At 39.7% G+C, this 17,517-nt stretch carries 15 protein-coding genes and 1 pseudogene; 13 read left to right on the top strand and 3 right to left on the bottom strand.

Annotation, left to right across the window (positions count from 1 at the left end; genetic code table 11):
* Nucleotides 1–23: 23 nt before the first annotated feature.
* The 5 genes from BUC12_RS14600 to gcvH all read left to right on the top strand — a co-directional run bounded on the left by BUC12_RS14600 (nucleotide 24) and on the right by gcvH (nucleotide 3,693).
* A complete protein-coding gene (locus tag BUC12_RS14600) occupies nucleotides 24–524 on the top strand; it encodes a pyridoxamine 5'-phosphate oxidase family protein (protein WP_062180829.1) in 501 nt (166 codons plus the stop codon).
* Nucleotides 452–1,168, top strand: a complete 717-nt coding sequence (locus BUC12_RS14595) for a hypothetical protein (protein ID WP_157257535.1) — start codon at nucleotides 452–454, stop codon at nucleotides 1,166–1,168. Before BUC12_RS14600 ends, BUC12_RS14595 begins: the two co-directional genes overlap by 73 nt.
* 119 nt (nucleotides 1,169–1,287) lie before the next feature.
* A complete protein-coding gene (locus BUC12_RS14590) occupies nucleotides 1,288–2,139 on the top strand; it encodes a deoxyribonuclease IV (protein WP_062180836.1) in 852 nt (283 codons plus the stop codon).
* Between the two features lie 76 nt (nucleotides 2,140–2,215).
* Nucleotides 2,216–3,190 (top strand): lipoate--protein ligase, encoded by a 975-nt coding sequence (locus BUC12_RS14585; RefSeq protein WP_062180839.1) that lies wholly within the window; start codon nucleotides 2,216–2,218, stop codon nucleotides 3,188–3,190.
* A gap of 122 nt (nucleotides 3,191–3,312) precedes the next feature.
* Entirely contained in the window at nucleotides 3,313–3,693 is a 381-nt protein-coding gene (gene gcvH, locus BUC12_RS14580; protein WP_062180842.1) for a glycine cleavage system protein GcvH, read from the top strand.
* A gap of 56 nt (nucleotides 3,694–3,749) precedes the next feature.
* On the opposite strand, the gene BUC12_RS14575 is transcribed toward gcvH, so the two are convergent.
* Nucleotides 3,750–4,403 carry a metal-dependent transcriptional regulator gene (locus tag BUC12_RS14575; protein WP_062180845.1) on the bottom strand — a complete coding sequence of 218 codons (654 nt, stop codon included), beginning with the start codon at nucleotides 4,401–4,403 and terminating at the stop codon, nucleotides 3,750–3,752.
* 110 nt (nucleotides 4,404–4,513) lie between these two features.
* On the opposite strand from BUC12_RS14575, the gene BUC12_RS14570 reads away from it, so the two are divergent.
* The 3 genes and pseudogenes from BUC12_RS14570 to feoB all read left to right on the top strand — a co-directional run bounded on the left by BUC12_RS14570 (nucleotide 4,514) and on the right by feoB (nucleotide 9,200).
* Nucleotides 4,514–6,772, top strand: coding sequence for a TonB-dependent receptor (locus tag BUC12_RS14570; protein WP_062180847.1), 2,259 nt, complete (start codon nucleotides 4,514–4,516; stop codon nucleotides 6,770–6,772).
* An 11-nt stretch (nucleotides 6,773–6,783) separates the two neighbouring features.
* Complete coding sequence (locus BUC12_RS14565) at nucleotides 6,784–7,017, top strand: FeoA family protein (protein WP_062180999.1); 234 nt, start codon at nucleotides 6,784–6,786, stop codon at nucleotides 7,015–7,017.
* A gap of 2 nt (nucleotides 7,018–7,019) precedes the next feature.
* Nucleotides 7,020–9,200 (top strand): annotated as a pseudogene (feoB, locus tag BUC12_RS14560) (ferrous iron transport protein B).
* 6 nt (nucleotides 9,201–9,206) lie between these two features.
* Here feoB and BUC12_RS14555 read toward each other — a convergent pair.
* On the bottom strand, nucleotides 9,207–10,136 hold the full coding sequence (locus BUC12_RS14555; RefSeq protein WP_062180856.1) for a LysR family transcriptional regulator: 930 nt from the start codon (nucleotides 10,134–10,136) through the stop codon (nucleotides 9,207–9,209).
* A gap of 106 nt (nucleotides 10,137–10,242) precedes the next feature.
* Between BUC12_RS14555 and BUC12_RS14550 the strand changes: the two genes are divergently transcribed.
* From BUC12_RS14550 to BUC12_RS14535, 4 genes are all read left to right on the top strand, one after another.
* Complete coding sequence (locus tag BUC12_RS14550) at nucleotides 10,243–10,833, top strand: NAD(P)H-dependent oxidoreductase (RefSeq protein WP_062180860.1); 591 nt, start codon at nucleotides 10,243–10,245, stop codon at nucleotides 10,831–10,833.
* 138 nt (nucleotides 10,834–10,971) lie between these two features.
* On the top strand, nucleotides 10,972–11,793 hold the full coding sequence (locus tag BUC12_RS14545) for an aldo/keto reductase (RefSeq protein ID WP_062180863.1): 822 nt from the start codon (nucleotides 10,972–10,974) through the stop codon (nucleotides 11,791–11,793).
* Between the two features lie 206 nt (nucleotides 11,794–11,999).
* Nucleotides 12,000–13,295 (top strand): cobyrinate a,c-diamide synthase, encoded by a 1,296-nt coding sequence (locus BUC12_RS14540; RefSeq protein WP_062180866.1) that lies wholly within the window; start codon nucleotides 12,000–12,002, stop codon nucleotides 13,293–13,295.
* A 134-nt stretch (nucleotides 13,296–13,429) separates the two neighbouring features.
* Nucleotides 13,430–14,644, top strand: a complete 1,215-nt coding sequence (locus BUC12_RS14535) for a DUF6051 family protein (RefSeq protein WP_062180868.1) — start codon at nucleotides 13,430–13,432, stop codon at nucleotides 14,642–14,644.
* Between the two features lie 59 nt (nucleotides 14,645–14,703).
* Here BUC12_RS14535 and BUC12_RS14530 read toward each other — a convergent pair whose 3' ends face one another.
* Nucleotides 14,704–16,635, bottom strand: a complete 1,932-nt coding sequence (locus BUC12_RS14530) for a heavy metal translocating P-type ATPase (RefSeq protein ID WP_062180871.1) — start codon at nucleotides 16,633–16,635, stop codon at nucleotides 14,704–14,706.
* Between the two features lie 165 nt (nucleotides 16,636–16,800).
* Here BUC12_RS14530 and BUC12_RS14525 point away from each other — a divergent pair, with 165 nt between their 5' ends.
* Nucleotides 16,801–17,511, top strand: coding sequence for a hypothetical protein (locus BUC12_RS14525; RefSeq protein ID WP_062180874.1), 711 nt, complete (start codon nucleotides 16,801–16,803; stop codon nucleotides 17,509–17,511).
* Nucleotides 17,512–17,517: the final 6 nt, after the last annotated feature.

Here is a 17,517-nt window from a genome sequence, read left to right as displayed (position 1 = left end):
ATGAAGTATCAGAAGATTTTAAGATGGAAGAAAATCAGGAGTTTAGGGCGATACGTCGCAAAGACAGGGTTCTGGATGATCAAAGAATAGAGGAGTTACTCGATACTGCAGAATTTGGATACCTGAATTTGGGTAATTCTGATAATGGTTATCCATACGGAATACCTATCAGTTATGCTTATGATAAGGCCGCAAATGCCATCTATATACATAGTGCCACTGCCGGACAGAAGGCAGAGGAACTGATAAAAGGAGGCAAAGTCTCTTTTTGTATAGTCGGTCGTACCGAAGTATTACCTGATGAATTTGCGACCGAATACGAGAGTGTGATTGTTTACGGGCATGTCGAAGCCAGCCTTTCGGACGAAGAAAAGCGGACAGCTTTGATGGCTCTGGTATATAAATATTCGAAAGATTTTGTACCCGAAGGAGAAGCGTATACCGATAAACTATGGAACAGGGTGATGGCTGCGAAAATATCGATAGACCATATTACCGGAAAAACAAGAGCGCAAAAGAAATGAATGTTTTGATAAAGAGAAGTAGTGTAATTCTCTTTTTGTCTCTGGCATTGATATTTTATTTTCAGGTTCGAAAGAGTTCCGGAAAACCCAATTTATCAACAATTGATTTTTCAAAAGATGGATCGGAGAATCTCTTTTTAGTTCAAGACTCTCTTGTTACATATCTAGGTCCGATAAAAAGGGTAGTTAATCAAGGGTATAGTAAAAACTCAAATGATACATTGAAGTGGGATGATATAATAAAAATATATCATATCAGCGGGAGTGACACAATTTTAGAAGATAATATAACCTTTTTACGGCAAGAGAATGAAGGACGTATTTTATTAATGGATAATTCTTTAATTCCTGATGAGACTGTTGATGAAAACTCTTTTATAATTCAGACAGCAATTTCCGATAAGGGTAATTTTTCAGAAAATGCATTTACCTTTAATAACGAAAAGAAAAAATATGAGTTTGTTAAACGGGTAAATTATATGGACTATATGAGTAATGATACGTTAGGAATTAAAACTGTATATTTCATAAAAAATACAATTAATATTGATTCTACAGAAATGCATTCAATATTTATAAGCGAACATGAAATATATAATGGTATTTATTCTGCAAATTCGGAATGGATAATTCGTGAAAACTAAAATCTATATCTTGATTATCAATAAAAATTATATTACATAGAGGTTTATTGGTGCTGTAATGGCGAAAAATAGGCTTACCTTTATAACACATTCAAGAAAACTATTTAAATAATACATATATGCTAAATATAGGATGCCACCTTTCGTTATCGAAAGGATACGAAGCAATGGGTAAAGATGCTTTGGCGATTGGAGCCAATACATTCCAGTTTTTCACACGTAATCCTCGTGGAGGTAGCGGTAAAGAGATTGTACCTAAAGATGCCGAGGCTTTGACCCGCTTGGTTGAGGAGAATAATTTTGCCCCATTGTTGGCTCATGCCCCATATACAATGAACTTATGTTCGGCAAAACCCGAAACAAGGAAGTTCGCCCGTGAAATGATGGCTGATGACCTTGCCCGTATGGAGATGCTTCCCTGCCACTTGTACAATTTCCATCCGGGAAGTTATACTACTCAGGAGCTGGAAGAGTCTATCGAACAGATTATTGATGCGTTGAATCAGGTTATCAAGCCCGAACAAAAGACAATTGTGCTGCTGGAAACGATGGCCGGAAAAGGCAGTGAGGTCGGACGAACTTTCGAAGAGCTGCGCCAGATAATAGACGGTGTAAAGCTTCAGGAAAAGATGGGGGTTTGCCTCGATACCTGTCATATATATGATGCAGGCTATGATATAGTAAACGATTTGGATGGAGTTATTGAGCAGTTCGACAAGATTGTCGGACTTGACCGTCTGAAGGCTATTCACCTCAATGATAGTATGAACCCGATGGGAAGCCACAAAGATCGTCATCAGAAAATAGGCGAAGGCAGCCTTGGCTTGGAAACTTTCCGTAAGGTTATCAATCATCCCAAATTGCGTCACCTGCCTTTCAATCTCGAGACCCCGAACGAACTGGACGGGTATGCCAAAGAAATAGCTCTGCTTCGTAGCGAATATCGTGAGGTTGTAGCTCAACCGGTTTGAGTTTAAATCAGATTGTAGGGAACAATTCTTTAGCGAAGGTTGTTTCAGTACTTGAAAATAAATCAAAATATAATCTATGATATATATAGCATTACCCGACGATAAGGTCAGAAGGCTGTCGTTCTATCTTTCGATGGAAGAATACATAGCCCGGTATATTGATGCAGACGAATGCTTTTTTATGTGGCAGGTGAATCCTACAGTTATCTTCGGACGTAACCAATTGATGGAAAATGAGGTTAATCTCGAATATGTACGGGCCAATGGTATCGAAACATACCGGCGGAAATCGGGTGGCGGATGCGTTTATGCCGATTTCAGTAATATTATGTTTTCGTATATAACCAAAGACCGTAATGTTAGCTTTACTTTCCTGAGTTATTTGCAACGGGTGGCTCTGATTTTACAAAAATTGGGTATTAACGCAATTGCTTCCGGAAGAAACGATATTACTGTCGATGAAAAGAAGGTTTCGGGTAACGCTTTCTACCGTACTCCCGAGAAAAGTATTGTACATGGAACCATGCTTTTCAATACTGACCTCGAGAAACTCGTAATGTCTATCACACCGAATGACAAGAAGCTGATAACAAAAGGAGTAGAGTCGGTCCGTAAGCGTGTGACCAACCTGTCGGAATACATCGACCTGAGTATTGATGAGTTCAAAAACTTTGTCCGTACCAATCTATGCGACAGTGAGCGTGTTCTTACGGTAGAAGAAATAGCAAAGATCGAAGAAATAGAGAAAGAATATCTGAGCGAAGAGTTTATCTTTGGTAACAATCCCCGCTATACATTAGTGAAACATAGTTACGGTGATGCCGGAGAGATTCAGATACGTTTGGAGATAAAGAATGGTGTTATCAAAGATATTAATATCGTAGGTGACTATTTTTTGGTTGGCGACATCGATACACTGTTCAAGATGCTTCGCAATGTACAGTACGAAAGGGCTGTGGTGGAAGATATTCTGAAAGACGTCAAAATTGAAGATTATATATTTAATTTAGATAAAACCCGTTTTCTGGATATCTTGTTTCAGGAAGGATAATTAATGACAATTTAAATTAAACAATAAGTGTTTAATGATGTATTTTTGGATCATGACAACTTATTGTAATTACATTAACCAAATAAATAAAAAGGTCTGAGACTTTAAAACTACATTAAATTATGGCAAAAGTAGTAGATGGATTATTATATACCCAATCTCACGAATGGGTAAAAGTAGAAGGTGAATATGCGTATGTCGGTCTAACCGATTTTAATCAGCATGAGTTAGGTAATATTGTTTTTATAGATCTGCCCGAAGTTGGAGAAGATGTATCTCAGGGTGATGAGTTTGGGGCTGTAGAAAGTTCAAAAGCAACAAGCGATCTTTTGTCTCCCCTTTCGGGAAAAGTGGAAGAAGTGAACAGTAAATTATCGGAAAAACCGGCTTTGATTAACAGCGCTCCTTTCGATAGCTGGATCATAAAAGTTAAACTTACAGATAAGACTCAGTTAGAAAAACTGCTTGATAGTAAAGCTTACGAAGCTCTTTTGAAGAAATAAGCTTATAGTGATATAAAATACGAAGCGCCTGTTAATTCCTTTAGCAGGCGTTTTTTTTATTTGGTAACCAGAAGTTTGTCGCAAACTATCCGGCTCAATACTTCATTCTTATTCCCATTGTAAGAAACCGTCATGCTACCATCGAATATTTCGATAGTAATAATTTTGATAATGACTCCCAGTGTAAGGTTGCGCTTGGTAAGGAATTGCAGAAACTCTGCATTAGAATCTATTACAGCCGAGAATCGAACCTGCTCACCTTCACAACAGTTACTTAATTTCAAAAAATTGGTTGGTTTGATATTGCCATCCTTGTCCGGTATCGGCGAACCATGAGGATCGGCTGTCGGATGATTCAGCAATTCATCTATCTTTTCGAAGAAGACCGGCGATTGTATATGCTCAATCTGCTCCGCTATGGCATGTACCTGTTCCCAGCCGAATCCCATCTTTTCCACCAGATACATTTCTACTAAGCGGTGTTTACGTAATATTAATGCTGCCTGTTTCTTTCCTGTGTCGGTGAGTGTTACAGGCTTATAGCTTTCGTAATGGACAAATCCTTTTTCGGCTAACTTCTTCATCATGCTGTTCACTGTAGACATTTTGATGTTAAGCAGCTTACTCAAGTCATTGGCTGTAGCTTCACCTGTTTTTTCTTCCAGATGGAGTAGAGTCTTTAAGTAATTCTCTTCTGTTGATGATATCATACAACAAAGATATTAAAAAAGGAATTTTTGATGAAAAAAACATCAAATAAAATTGTTTTGTTAATCTAACTTTGTAATTTTGTTTTTCTAATAGTTTTGTTTTGGTTGTTATGAGATTGGTAATGTTGCTTATGGTGGGCTTTGTTCTGTTTGTTCAGAATAGTTTAGCTCAGAATATAATAAAAGGAGTTGTGAAGAGCGAAGGCAAACCTTTGGACTTTGTGTCGGTGAGTTTGCCAAAGCTAAATATGGGTACAACTACCGATTCTATGGGCTATTTCGAGATAAAGAAAGTCCCTCAGGGAAATTATCAATTACAAGTCAGTAGTTTGGGGTATAAATCGCAAAAACAAAATATTACAGTGAAAAACGGAAAGGAAGATACTTTATATGTAGAACTTGAACCGGACGACAGTTCTCTGGCTGAAGTGGTGGTTACTGGGACTATGCGTCCTGTAAGCAGACTCAACAGCCCGATTTCGGTTGAAGTTGTCACCCCTGTATTATTCCATAAGAATCCGTCGCCTTCTTTGTTCGAATCTATCGGAATGATAAATGGAATAAAACCCCAGATCAACTGTAATGTTTGTAATACCGGCGACATACATATTAACGGGATGGAAGGCCCATATACAATGATCCTGATAGATGGGATGCCTATTGTCAGTGCCCTGTCTACGGTTTATGGTTTGAATGGTATCCCTAATAGCCTGATCGAAAGGGTAGAGGTTGTTAAAGGTCCGGCTTCGTCGTTGTATGGCTCAGAAGCTATGGGAGGGATTATAAATGTAATAACAAAGAATCCCGAGAATGCTCCTTTGGTTAGTTTTGATGCCTTTGGTACTACATGGAACGAATATAATATAGATGGTTCTTTTAAATTTAATATAGGGAAGAAGGTAACATCTCTGTTAGGGATAAATTATTTTATTTATAATGATAAGAAAGATAAGAACAACGACAACTTTACTGATATAACGATACAGAATCGCATTTCGATTTTTAATAAATGGAATTTTAAACGCGATGATGGTAAGATTGCGAATATAGGAGCGAGATATGTGTATGAAGATCGTTGGGGAGGAGAAATGAACTGGAACAAAAGCTGGCGTGGAAGTGATTCTATCTATGGCGAGAGTGTATATACCAATAGAGTAGAACTATTTGGCGCATATCAGTTACCAACAGCCGAAAATATCTATACACAGTATTCTTACAACTGGCACGAACAGGATTCGTGGTATGGCAATACTCCGTATATGGCAAAGCAGCAGGTCTTTTTTGCCCAAGCATATTGGGATAAGCCGATAGGGGCTAAAAATAACTTGCTTCTGGGTGTATCATTCCGTTACAATTATTATGATGATAATACTCCGGCTACAAGTTCGGCGGACGGAATGAAGAATAAGCCCAACAAAACACCTCTTCCCGGTGTTTTTATACAGAATGAGTGGAATATTAACGATAAAAATACATTGTTGGTAGGATATCGGTACGACTATGACAAGAATCATGGAAGCGTACATTCGCCCCGGTTTGCATACCGCTTGTCTCCTAATACGAAAAATACGATCAGGGCAAGCTTTGGTACAGGATTCAGGGTTGTCAATTTGTTTACAGAAGACCATGCCGCTTTAACAGGAGCACGTGAGGTGGTGATAAAAGAGGATCTGAAGCCCGAAAGATCTTACAACACAAATTTGAATTATGTGTTGAAGGTGAATACCGATCCGCTTTTTCTAAGTTTCGACCTGACGGGCTTTTATTCGTATTTTACGAATAAGATTGTCGGCGATTTCGATTCCGATCCCACTAAAATTATTTATGCGAATCTCGATGGGCATGCTATCTCACAAGGTGCATCTCTCAATATAGATATGGTATTTAATATACCTATGAAAGTGTCGTTGGGCATCACTTACGAAGATGTTTACTCTAAAGAAAAAAACGATGAGGGCATAATGCAGCGTATACAACAGCTGCATGCGCCTAAGTGGAGTGGGACGTTCACGGTTGATTATGATCTGCCGAAGGATTTCTCTGTTAATCTTACAGGAAACTGGACAGGGCCTATGCGTTTGCCTGTACAGCCGAATGATTACCGGCCTGAATATTCACCCTGGTTTACACTTGCTAATATACAGCTGCGGAAAGTATTCAAGGGTACAGGTTTTGAAGTATATGGAGGAGTGAAGAATATATTTAACTTTAAGCCTAAATTTTCTTTGATCAGGTCGGAAGACCCTTTCGATAAGAATGTGAATGATCCAATAAATAACCCGAACGGGTATACTTTCGACACCAGTTACAATTATGCCCCTTTGCAGGGAACAAAGCTGTTTCTGGGTATAAGGTATAACCTGTGGTAAAAAATAAAGGAATGAAACTCTCGGATTTGAAATATGGCGAAACGGCCCGTATATCAGGCATATCGGAACAATGTCAGGGCGAAGCCCGCCGCAGGTTGCTCGATTTGGGTTTTGTACGGGGGACAATTGTTACTGTTCAGAATATAAGCCCATTAGGTAATCCGGTAGCTTATAGTCTGAGAGATACTCTTATAGCTCTGCGCCATGAGCAAGCTGAACAGATTTTTATAGAGTTGGAGGAATAAGTATGAACGAAATATGCAATACATGCAAATATAACACAGCGTCCGGCCTGAAAAAATTAGGTGAGAAGGTTACCGATTATGACTATGTTGTAGCTTTGGCCGGAAATCCGAATACGGGAAAAAGTACCGTGTTTAATACATTGACTGGCCTGAGGCAACATACGGGTAACTGGCCGGGAAAAACCGTGGCGACAGCTATGGGAAGCTTTTCGTATCTGGATAAAACTTTCAAGTTGGTTGATTTACCCGGAACCTATTCTTTGTTGTCGACATCGGAGGATGAAGAGATAGCCCGCGATTTTATCCTCTTCGGAAAACCTGATGTTACTATTGTAGTTGCAGACGCAGGGCGGTTGGAACGTAACCTGAATCTGGCATTACAAATATTGGAGATCACAGACAAGGCTGTATTGTGCCTGAACCTGATGGATGAAGCGGCGAGGCATGGCGTAGAGGTAGATGATCGCACATTGGCTCGCGATCTGGGTATACCTGTTGTACCTACTACTGCCCGTTCGAATAAAGGGATGGACAACTTGTTACAGACAATATATGATTTGGCTGAAAACAAGATCGTAACTCAGCCGCACAGAATTAAAAATGTTTTGGGTGAGACAGCTACAGCCATAGAAAAGCTGAGCAACAAACTGACCGATTTATACCCCGGTTTGCCTAACAGCCGGTGGATAGCTATGCGTTTACTCGAAGGGGATACCAGTATTATAACTGCTTTGAAGGAGGGGCGTTTAGGATAAACTATGGAAGATAAGAATAAACAATTGGATAATCTGTTGAATGAAGCGGAAGATCTGAGGAAAAATATAGGAAACCGCCTGCATGATGACCTGACGGAGGGTATTTATGTAGATGCGGCAAAAATAGTAGGGGATTCGGTATATACGAAAGATAAAAAGAGGGCTTTCCGTATGGATCGTGCGATCGATAATATCGTGACTAGCAGGATATGGGGCTTTCCTATCATGCTTCTTTTGCTGGGAATAGTTTTATGGATTACAATTATTGGAGCAAATTATCCGTCCCGGATGCTTTCTACTCTTTTGATAGATATCGTTTATCCTTTTTTGAAAGGAGTGGGCGAAAGCCTGCATTTTCCGGTATGGCTTAGTGGTATACTGATTGATGGCGTATATCTGGCAACCGCTTGGGTGGTAGCCGTGATGTTGCCACCGATGGCAATATTCTTCCCATTGTTTACATTGCTCGAAGACTTTGGTTATCTGCCCCGTGTAGCATTTAACCTCGACAATTTGTTCCGTAAAGCCGGAGCGCATGGAAAACAGGCTTTGACTATGAGTATGGGATTCGGATGTAATGCTGCGGGTGTGGTCGCAACCCGGATAATCGATAGTCCGCGTGAGAGGTTGATAGCCATTATCACCAATAATTTTTCGCTCTGTAACGGTCGCTGGCCTACTCAGATACTGATAGCGACCATCTTTATCGGTGCTGTTGTACCCGAAGGATTGTCGCATATTGTGGCAACAGGTTCCGTTATCGGTATTGCTGTTTTGGGTATTGGCTTTACATTTTTGGTATCATGGTTTTTGTCTAAAACGATGCTGAAAGGCGAAGCTTCGTTTTTCGTACTCGAACTGCCACCATATCGTCCACCCCGTATATGGCAGACTATTTATACTTCGATCATAGACCGTACTTTGGTAGTATTAGGTCGTGCGGTAATGTTTGCTGCACCAGCCGGTGCTGTTATCTGGCTTATCAGCAATATCGATATAGAAGGGCAAAGTATTGCCGTGTGGGCTATAAATGCTTTCGATCCTTTTGCGTTGTTTATCGGGCTCAACGGGGTTATTCTTCTTGCCTATATTGTAGCAATTCCAGCCAACGAAATCGTTATACCTACTATATTGATGCTTACTGTGCTTAGCATCAATTCTATAACAGGAGGAAGCGGAGCCGGAGTCCTTTTTGACGGAAATGAGCCTGAAGTCGCCAATATACTCCATGCCGGAGGATGGACATTGCTTACAGGTATTAATCTGATGCTGTTCAGTTTATTGCATAATCCATGTAGTACTACAATCTATACTATATATAAAGAGACAGGTAGTGTTAAATGGACTACCGTTGCCACAGTGTTACCAATTATTATGGGTTTTATTGTTTGTTTTCTGGTAACACAGTTATGGCATCTGTTTGCTTAGGGCCTCTTAATATTTCAGGCTTTCGGCGAACGAAACCTGAGGTTCGAATTCTTTAATAAAAATATCTTTCAGTATTTGCAGTTCCTTTTCGTATATAGTTTTCTTTCTGTGAACGAAATAGAGAGTGTTTTCGAGGGGGGCTTTTCCTTCCCAAAGGAGTTGTAACTCTCCGTTCTCGATTTGTTTTCTGCATAGAAAATCGGGAAGGATAGCCAATCCTTTTTTGTTGGCAAGGCAACGGATGATCGACAATTTGTTGGGAACAATATAGTTAAGCTTAAGGTCGGGACGCTTCCTGAAATTGGCAATCCAGAAGTTCCTCAAGGTTTCCATATCGCCTGTAGTACCGAACCACGACTGATTATTAAGCCAGTTTTCACAGGCTTTCCAGTCTCCTTTGCTTATAATGCCTTTAAATTCGGCGGTGTCGGTTGCTGCCCCTGCAATCAGTACTATTCTTTCGGAAGAGAAAGGTGTGTACTGCATGTTCACAGATTCTATCTTTTGTGGAGAGATAACAAAGTCCAGTAAACCTTTTTCCAGATCAGAGAGCATTTCGTCATAACATCCGAACCGCGATATCAGATCAAAAGGCAGTTCACTTATATAAGGTTCGAGCGTTGCCTGAAATGTCTCGAAGCACATCCCGATGCTGATACTGGCTTTATCGGAATGGGTATTCCTAAAAAAATGCTTTTCGGCGGCTTCCAGTTTATCCACTCCTTCAACTATCGAGTTATACAGAATCTTTCCGTGTTCGGTAGGAATCATTTTACGAGTTCCTCGGTCAAATAGCTTGTATCCTACATGAGTTTCTAATGATGTGAGGTGAAGGCTTACACCCGGTTGCGAGATAAATAGCTTATTGGCAGCCGATGTAAGCGACCCTGTCTCGTATATTGCTTTAAAGGTTCTGAACCATTCCAGATTGACCATAATCTTATTTATTATAATTATGATGCAAATATATAATTTATATTATTTTATTTATTGAAAATGTCTGCTTATTTTTGCATCAGAAATTATAAAAAGACATAATGATATGAAAAAAGTATTTGTAATAAACGGCGGACAGAAGTTTGCACACTCAGGAGGAGAGTTCAACCACACATTAACAGGATGGACTGTGGATTTTCTTAAAAGCCATGGATATGAAGTGAAGGTAACCGATATAAATGAGCCATACGATTTGGCGGAAGAAGTTGAAAAATATGTATGGGCAGATTTAATTATTTATCATACTCCTATCTGGTGGTTTCAGGTACCTTATGGATTGAAAAAATATATCGATACGGTATTTACTGAAGGACATGGGAAAATTTATATAAGCGATGGGCGTCACTCGATCAATCCTACCCGTCATTATGGAACCGGAGGAGCTCTTCAGGGTCGTAAATATATGTTGACTACAACATGGAATGCTCCTTTGGAAGCATTTACTCTCGAGGACGAATTTTTCAGACAGCATGGTGTAGACGAAGGGGTAATGTTCGGGTTCCACCAGATGAATTCTTTTATAGGATTAGCAAGAACCGAAGGTTTCCATTTTTATGATGTGATGAAAAACCCTAATGTTGACGCTTATCGCAAAGCGTATTTGGAGCATCTTGAAAATCAAGTAAAAACATTATAATATGACGGATATTATCCGTATTATAAACTCTGGGATCAGGCACTTTTGTGAAGGTCTCAGTTTTTTTTTGTTAAAAAGACTTTTTGAGTCGGCTAAATCTGTATCTTAAGTGTTCTAACTAAAATGAAATATAAAAGTATGAAAGAGTTTGTTTTGAATAATGGCATTAAGATACCTGCTGTGGGGGTGGGGGTCTTTCGTGTAGAAGATGCAAATATTGCTTACGAAACTGTAAAGCTTGCGTTATCTGTAGGATACAGACATATTGATACTGCTATGATATATGGTAACGAAGAAGCTGTAGGAAAGGCGATACGAGACTCGGGCGTTCCACGTCAGGATATCTTCCTTACTACAAAACTATGGAATGCCGATCAGAGGTCGGGACAAATTCAGGAAGCTATAAATGCCAGTCTTAAACATCTGGATACTGATTATGTAGATCTTTATCTGGTGCACTGGCCTGTAAAAGAGACATACGTGTCGGTATGGAACGAAATGGAACACATCTATAAACAAGGTAAGGCACAGGCTATAGGTGTAAGCAATTATAATCCGCACCATCTTGACGATCTGTTGAGGCACGCGAACATCGTTCCGGCAGTTAATCAGATAGAATGTTATCCGTATCTGACCCAGGAAGATGTGGTGAGTTATTGCAAAACAAAAAAAATATATCCTCAGGCATGGGGGCCTTTGGGAGCCGGTAAGTCCGATGTACTGAGCAATCCGGTAATATTGGAGCTGGCAAAAAAATATGACAAAACACCGGCTCAGATCGTTCTACGGTGGAATCATGAGAGAGGCGTTATTGTAATACCAAAATCGGTGCGCCGCGAAAGATTGATTGAAAACCTGAGTATTACAGATTTTCAGCTTTCGGCCGAAGATGTATCCCGGATAAGTGCATTGAATAAGAATCAGAGGCTGGGGTCTGATCCCGAAACATTCGATTTCTAATTTTTGTATAAATAAGATATAGCATTTGATATTGTTTAAATAACAGTTACTTAATGCTTACTTTTGATTAATTATTCAGTTAATGGTTTTTATCTCCAGGCGGCTTGTCGTTTATCGGCGAGCCGCCTTTACAATATGGATGAAAATTTCTGTACAGAAAATCTGTTTTGTACTATCTTTGTAAGTATAGTAAAACTATACATTTTATGAGTTCACGATTTCTAATTTCGGCAACCACTTCTGGGTCGGGCAAAACAACTCTCACTTTGGGATTGTTGAGGGCCTTGAGAAAAAGAGGATTATCTACACAGCCATTCAAATGCGGTCCCGACTATATCGATATTAAATACCATGATCTGGCTTCGGGTAATAAGTCTGTCAATCTGGATCTATTTTTGGCGTCCGAATCTCATGTCAAAACTATTTTTGCGAAGTATGCCCACGATAAGGATGTGTGTGTGACCGAAGGTGTAATGGGGCTTTTCGACGGGTATGACCGTATGCAGGGCAGTAGTGCTTCTGTTGCCCGTTTGACAGGTCAGCCGGTGATATTGGTTATTAATGCCAAATCGATGGCATATTCTGCTGCTGCATTACTTTACGGATTTAAGAATTTCTATAAGGATATCAATATTGCAGGTGTTATATTTAATTTTGTGGCGTCCGAATCTCATTACAGCTTTCTGAAAGATGCTTGTACTGATGTAGGATTGGAAGCTTTAGGCTATATGCCGAAAAATGCCGAAGTGGAGATTCCTTCCCGGCATTTGGGATTAAATATCGATGAGCAGTTCGTATTTGATGAATTTGCCGATAAAGTAGCCGGGCTGGTTGAAAAACATATCAACATTGATCGTCTGTTGGAGATTACTCAGGCTAAGCCTCTTGAGTATATGAAAGAATCGGGTAGGGATACAAACAAAGCATTAAATGTGGCTGTCGCTTTTGACGAAGCCTTCAATTTTGTATATCAGGAGAATATATCTGCACTCGGAGAAAAATACAACGTGCACTTTTTTAGTCCGCTAAGAGACAGATACTTACCCGATGCTGATTTGATATATCTTCCCGGAGGGTATCCCGAATTATATTTACTCGAGTTGAGTGGCAATAAACAAATGCTCGCAGCTATGAAAGATTTTGCAGATCGAGGAGGTAATATCTGGGCCGAATGTGGTGGTATGATGTATTTATGTGAATCTATTGTAGATAAAGAAGGGATGAAATACCCTGTTGTTGGTATTTTCCCTCAGGAAGCAACTATGCAAAATATGAAGCTGAAGCTGGGGTATCGTGCATTTAAGTATGCAGGGTTGAATGTGAAAGGGCATGAGTTTCATTATTCAAGGATAGAAAATGACGGAAAATTGTCCTCTGAGGCTACTATATATACAGCCAAAGGAGTGGCGACCGATACCGGGCTTTTGCGGTATAAAAACGTTTTGGCCGGTTATACCCATATCTATTGGGGTGAATTTGATTTGATAGATTTGTTCGGGTAGATTTTTTTATAAAATGAGTATTACAATTCTTAACAAAACAATGCTAGGGTTAATTGTATAGCTCAGTAAATAATATGTAACTTTAAAGTCAATACAATAAAGTGGATTAAACTGTTTTTTTATTTGAAAGGCCGATGAAATACATTGATTTATTCAATCATCTTAAAGCAATCGAAAATTATACAGATGATGAGATAGCAATAGATGAAAATCTCGTATTGCGAAACTTCGATTTTGAAGTGAAAAGCTGTTCAATCCTTCCCGGAGGAGAGGATAATAAAACCGATTATGAATATCCGCACGGAATTTCGGAAGAATATGAGCCTGATATTATTCAGGATATGCTGAATAAAACAGATGCTGAAATTACCGAGAATCTTAAGTTCCGTTATCATGTAATTATGCGGAAAGACCAGAAGAAAGCAAAAGACATAATTCTGTTTTTTCATGGTTTTAATGAAAAATACTGGAGCAAATATTTGCCTTGGGCTAAATATCTGGCAGAAAAAACCGGTAAAGGAATTGTAATGTTCCCTATTGCTTTTCATATGAACCGTGCCCCTGCAGTATGGAGCAATGCTCATGAAATGTACAAGATAAGCGAACAGCGCAAGCTGAGGCATCCGCTTGTTATCAGCTCAAGCTTGTCTAATGTAGCTATCAGTACCCGTTTACATAATAAGCCTCAGCGGTTTATCTGGTCGGGGTTACAAACCTATTATGATGTGATCCAGTTTGTGGAAAACATCAAAGCCGGAAATCATCCTGCAATTGATGCTGATGCCGGAATCGACTTTTTTTCATATTCCATCGGGACTTTCTTGGGTGAAATATTGATGATGAGTAACAAAAACGGATACTTTTCGGACTCCCGGTATGCTACTTTCTGTGGTGGAGCTGTTTTTAACCGCTTATCGCCCGTTTCAAAGTTTATACTTGATAGTGAAGCCAATGTGAGCCTGTATTCGTATGTGGTGGAACATCTGGATAGCCATATGAAAAATGATCCGCTTCTTCACAAATATTTGAATGTACCCTACGAAGAGGGGGTTAATTTCAGATGTATGCTCAACTATAAAACTTTGACTAGTTACCGTGATGAAAAATACCGTTCCATGAGCCATCAGTTCTATGCTGTGACTTTAGCTCAGGATGAGGTTGTACCTGCCTATGAGGTTATTAATACACTGAAAGGCAGTAAACGCGATGTGCCAATTAGAGTCGATATACTTGATTTTCCTTATAAGTACAAACACGAAGATCCGTTTCCGTCACTGACAAAAATTGCTGACGAAGTAGATTATCAGTTCAGATTAACGTTTGACAAGATAAGCGATTTTTTGAAGTAAGAAATAATAAGATCAAATCACCTCAGTCTTTCGGTCGAGGTGATTTGCTTTTGATATGGTTAAAACTTTTTCTTCATAATGCGGACTGCATTCAGTATGGCAAGTAGTGCTACACCCACATCGGCAAATACGGCTTCCCACATACTGGCAACAGCGAATGCCCCTAGAAATAGTACTGCAACCTTTATAACGATGGCCAGTATGATATTCTGAAAAACAATTTGCCGGGTTGCTTTAGCTATATTTATGGCTGTGGCTATTTTGGACGGCTGATCGGTCTGTATTACCACATCGGCTACTTCTATAGCTGCATCGCTTCCCATACCTCCCATAGCAATGCCGATATCGCTGAGAGCTAATGCAGGAGCATCGTTAATGCCGTCTCCTACGAATGCAATAATATTCTCTTTGTCTGCTTTTAGTTGTTCCAGATAATGAACTTTGTCTTCGGGTAATAAATCTCCGTAGGCAGAATCTATACCAAGGCTTCGGGCCAGTTTTTCGGTTATAGAGGTTTTATCTCCACTCAGTACAACTGTTTTCCGTATTCCTAAGCGATGCATTTCAGCAACGGCTTTTTCCGCGTCTTCTTTTACTTGGTCGGCAATAGTTATGTATCCTGCATACTGATTATCGATAGCCGCAACGACAATGGTTTCTACGATAGTATCAATTACCGGATCGTACGAAATACCGTATTTCTTCAACAATTTGGTGTTTCCGGCCAAAACGGTTTGTCCGTTTACTGTACCCTTTAACCCATGTCCCGGAATTTCTTCTACCTCCGATACTTCCAGTAGGATTTTGTCTCCACGATATGCAGATATGGCTTTTGCTATCGGGTGGTTGGAGTTGTTTTCGAGTGATGCTATTATCTCCAGAAAACTATCACTGTCTCTGCTTATCGTTTCTACTCTCTGCACTTTAAAAACACCTTCCGTAAGTGTACCTGTTTTATCCATGACAACAGTATTAACCTTCGTCATCAGGTCGAGATAATTGGCTCCTTTGAATAGTATCCCATGAGACGATGCTGCACCTATCCCCCCGAAATATCCTAAAGGAATAGAAATTACCAGTGCGCAAGGGCACGATATAACGAGAAATACAAGCCCACGGTACAGCCATTCGCTGAAGATATAATTATTTACGATAAAGAACGGGATAACGGTTATCGCTACTGCCAGAAAAAACACAATCGGAGTATAAACTTTAGCCAGTTTACGGATCAACAGTTCTGTCTTGGCTTTGCGGGATGTGGCATTTTGTACCATATCGAGTATTTTGGCTAGGGAACTGTCGGAATATACTTTTTCGACCTCTATTTCGATCACCTTATCAAGGTTAAGCATACCTGCAAGTACAGTTTCCCCTTGTTGTATGGTTTTGGGTTTGCTTTCACCTGTTAAGGCAGAAGTATTGAAACTGCTTCTCTCGGATAGAATCTTACCGTCGAGCGGTACTTTTTCTCCGGCTTTTACTTGTATCCGTTCCCCGATACTGACTGTTTCTGGTGGTACCTGAGTGTATTTTCCATCTCTGTATACAAATGCGCTGTCGGGGCGCACATCCAGTAATGCCTTTATATTGCCTTTTGCCTTATTTACAGCGGCTCCCTGAAAAAGTTCGCCTATGGTGTAAAATAGCATAACGGCTACACCTTCGGGGTACTCCCCGATAATAAATGCACCTAATGTCGCAATGAACATCAGAGAGAATTCGGTAAAGAATTCTTTTTGCATAAATCCTTCGATCGTTTCCTTCAAAACCGGATATGCTACAGGTATGTATGCAGCTATATACCAAAACAAGCGAATATAACCGTAAAAAAATGGAGTGTCGAAGTAATCGAATCCGATACCTGCAAATAATAATATGAGGCTGGCGGCTACAGGTAAGTATACTTTCCACGAGGAACCATTCCCGTGATCATGTTCGTGTTCATTAGTTTCGCAGTGAGACTGACAGCTGCAACTATGTGAATGTGACATATATTTGATATTTATAGTTATTATTTAGAATTAATGATACAAAGATACCGGATAACGAATGCAACTGTGTTGCAAAGTGTTGTTGGTTGAATATCAGTACTCAGATTTTCAGCTTTCGAAAAAGTAACTTATCTTTGAGAGGCAACACTTATTCTGAATAAACGTATGATACTGAAAGGGATAATTTTAGTAGTAATCTGCATTTTGTGCGGTATTACTGTTCTGGCTTCATTAATAATAGCTGTAGTAAAGCGGCGAAACCGCAATACCCTGTCTCTCTCGCTAGGTATAGCTTTTCTTGCTATAATCGGAGGGATTTCTTCTGCCGGATATTTGAGTTATATGCTGGGAACCGTATTGATGAAAGAAACTAAAGACGGAGCTAACGTGTTTGTGGAAGCTATGAGCGAGGTTTTGTCATCCCGTTTTCCGGAGTCTTCTTTTATGGATAGTATCAAATCATTGCAACCTACGGCCGGAAAAATACCACCTCCGTTTTTCTATTCTTGTGGATTCAGGGATTATTACCGCATGCCATTGGTCTATCCTTATTCGATGATAGTGATAGATGCGGATGACTATGCAAGTATTCAAGACGAATCTCTTGTGAAAAATGCCTTTGCAAGTACCAATAGTGCCGAAACGGTATTAAATGGAGTGACGGAATTTACTTTCGACCGCAAACACTTGTTGGCTTGTTGTGAGTCGAGATGGGATAGTGCAAAGGTTGAATATGTTGTTCTTGATTTTGGATCAAAAGATATCTCTAAATTTAAGTCAAAGGCGCAAATGAACGATTATTTAGACAGTATCGGTGTCGAACCTTATGTGCCCCGGTTTATGCCGATGCAGTATTATAACCGTTTTGTTAGGTAATCGCCT

This window comes from Indolivaga macrotermitis (assembly GCF_900128985.1).
Taxonomy (GTDB): Bacteria; Bacteroidota; Bacteroidia; order Bacteroidales; family Dysgonomonadaceae; genus Dysgonomonas_A; species Dysgonomonas_A macrotermitis.
Note: the sequence above shows the minus strand (reverse complement) of the source record. Positions and strands in the feature narration are given on the sequence as shown.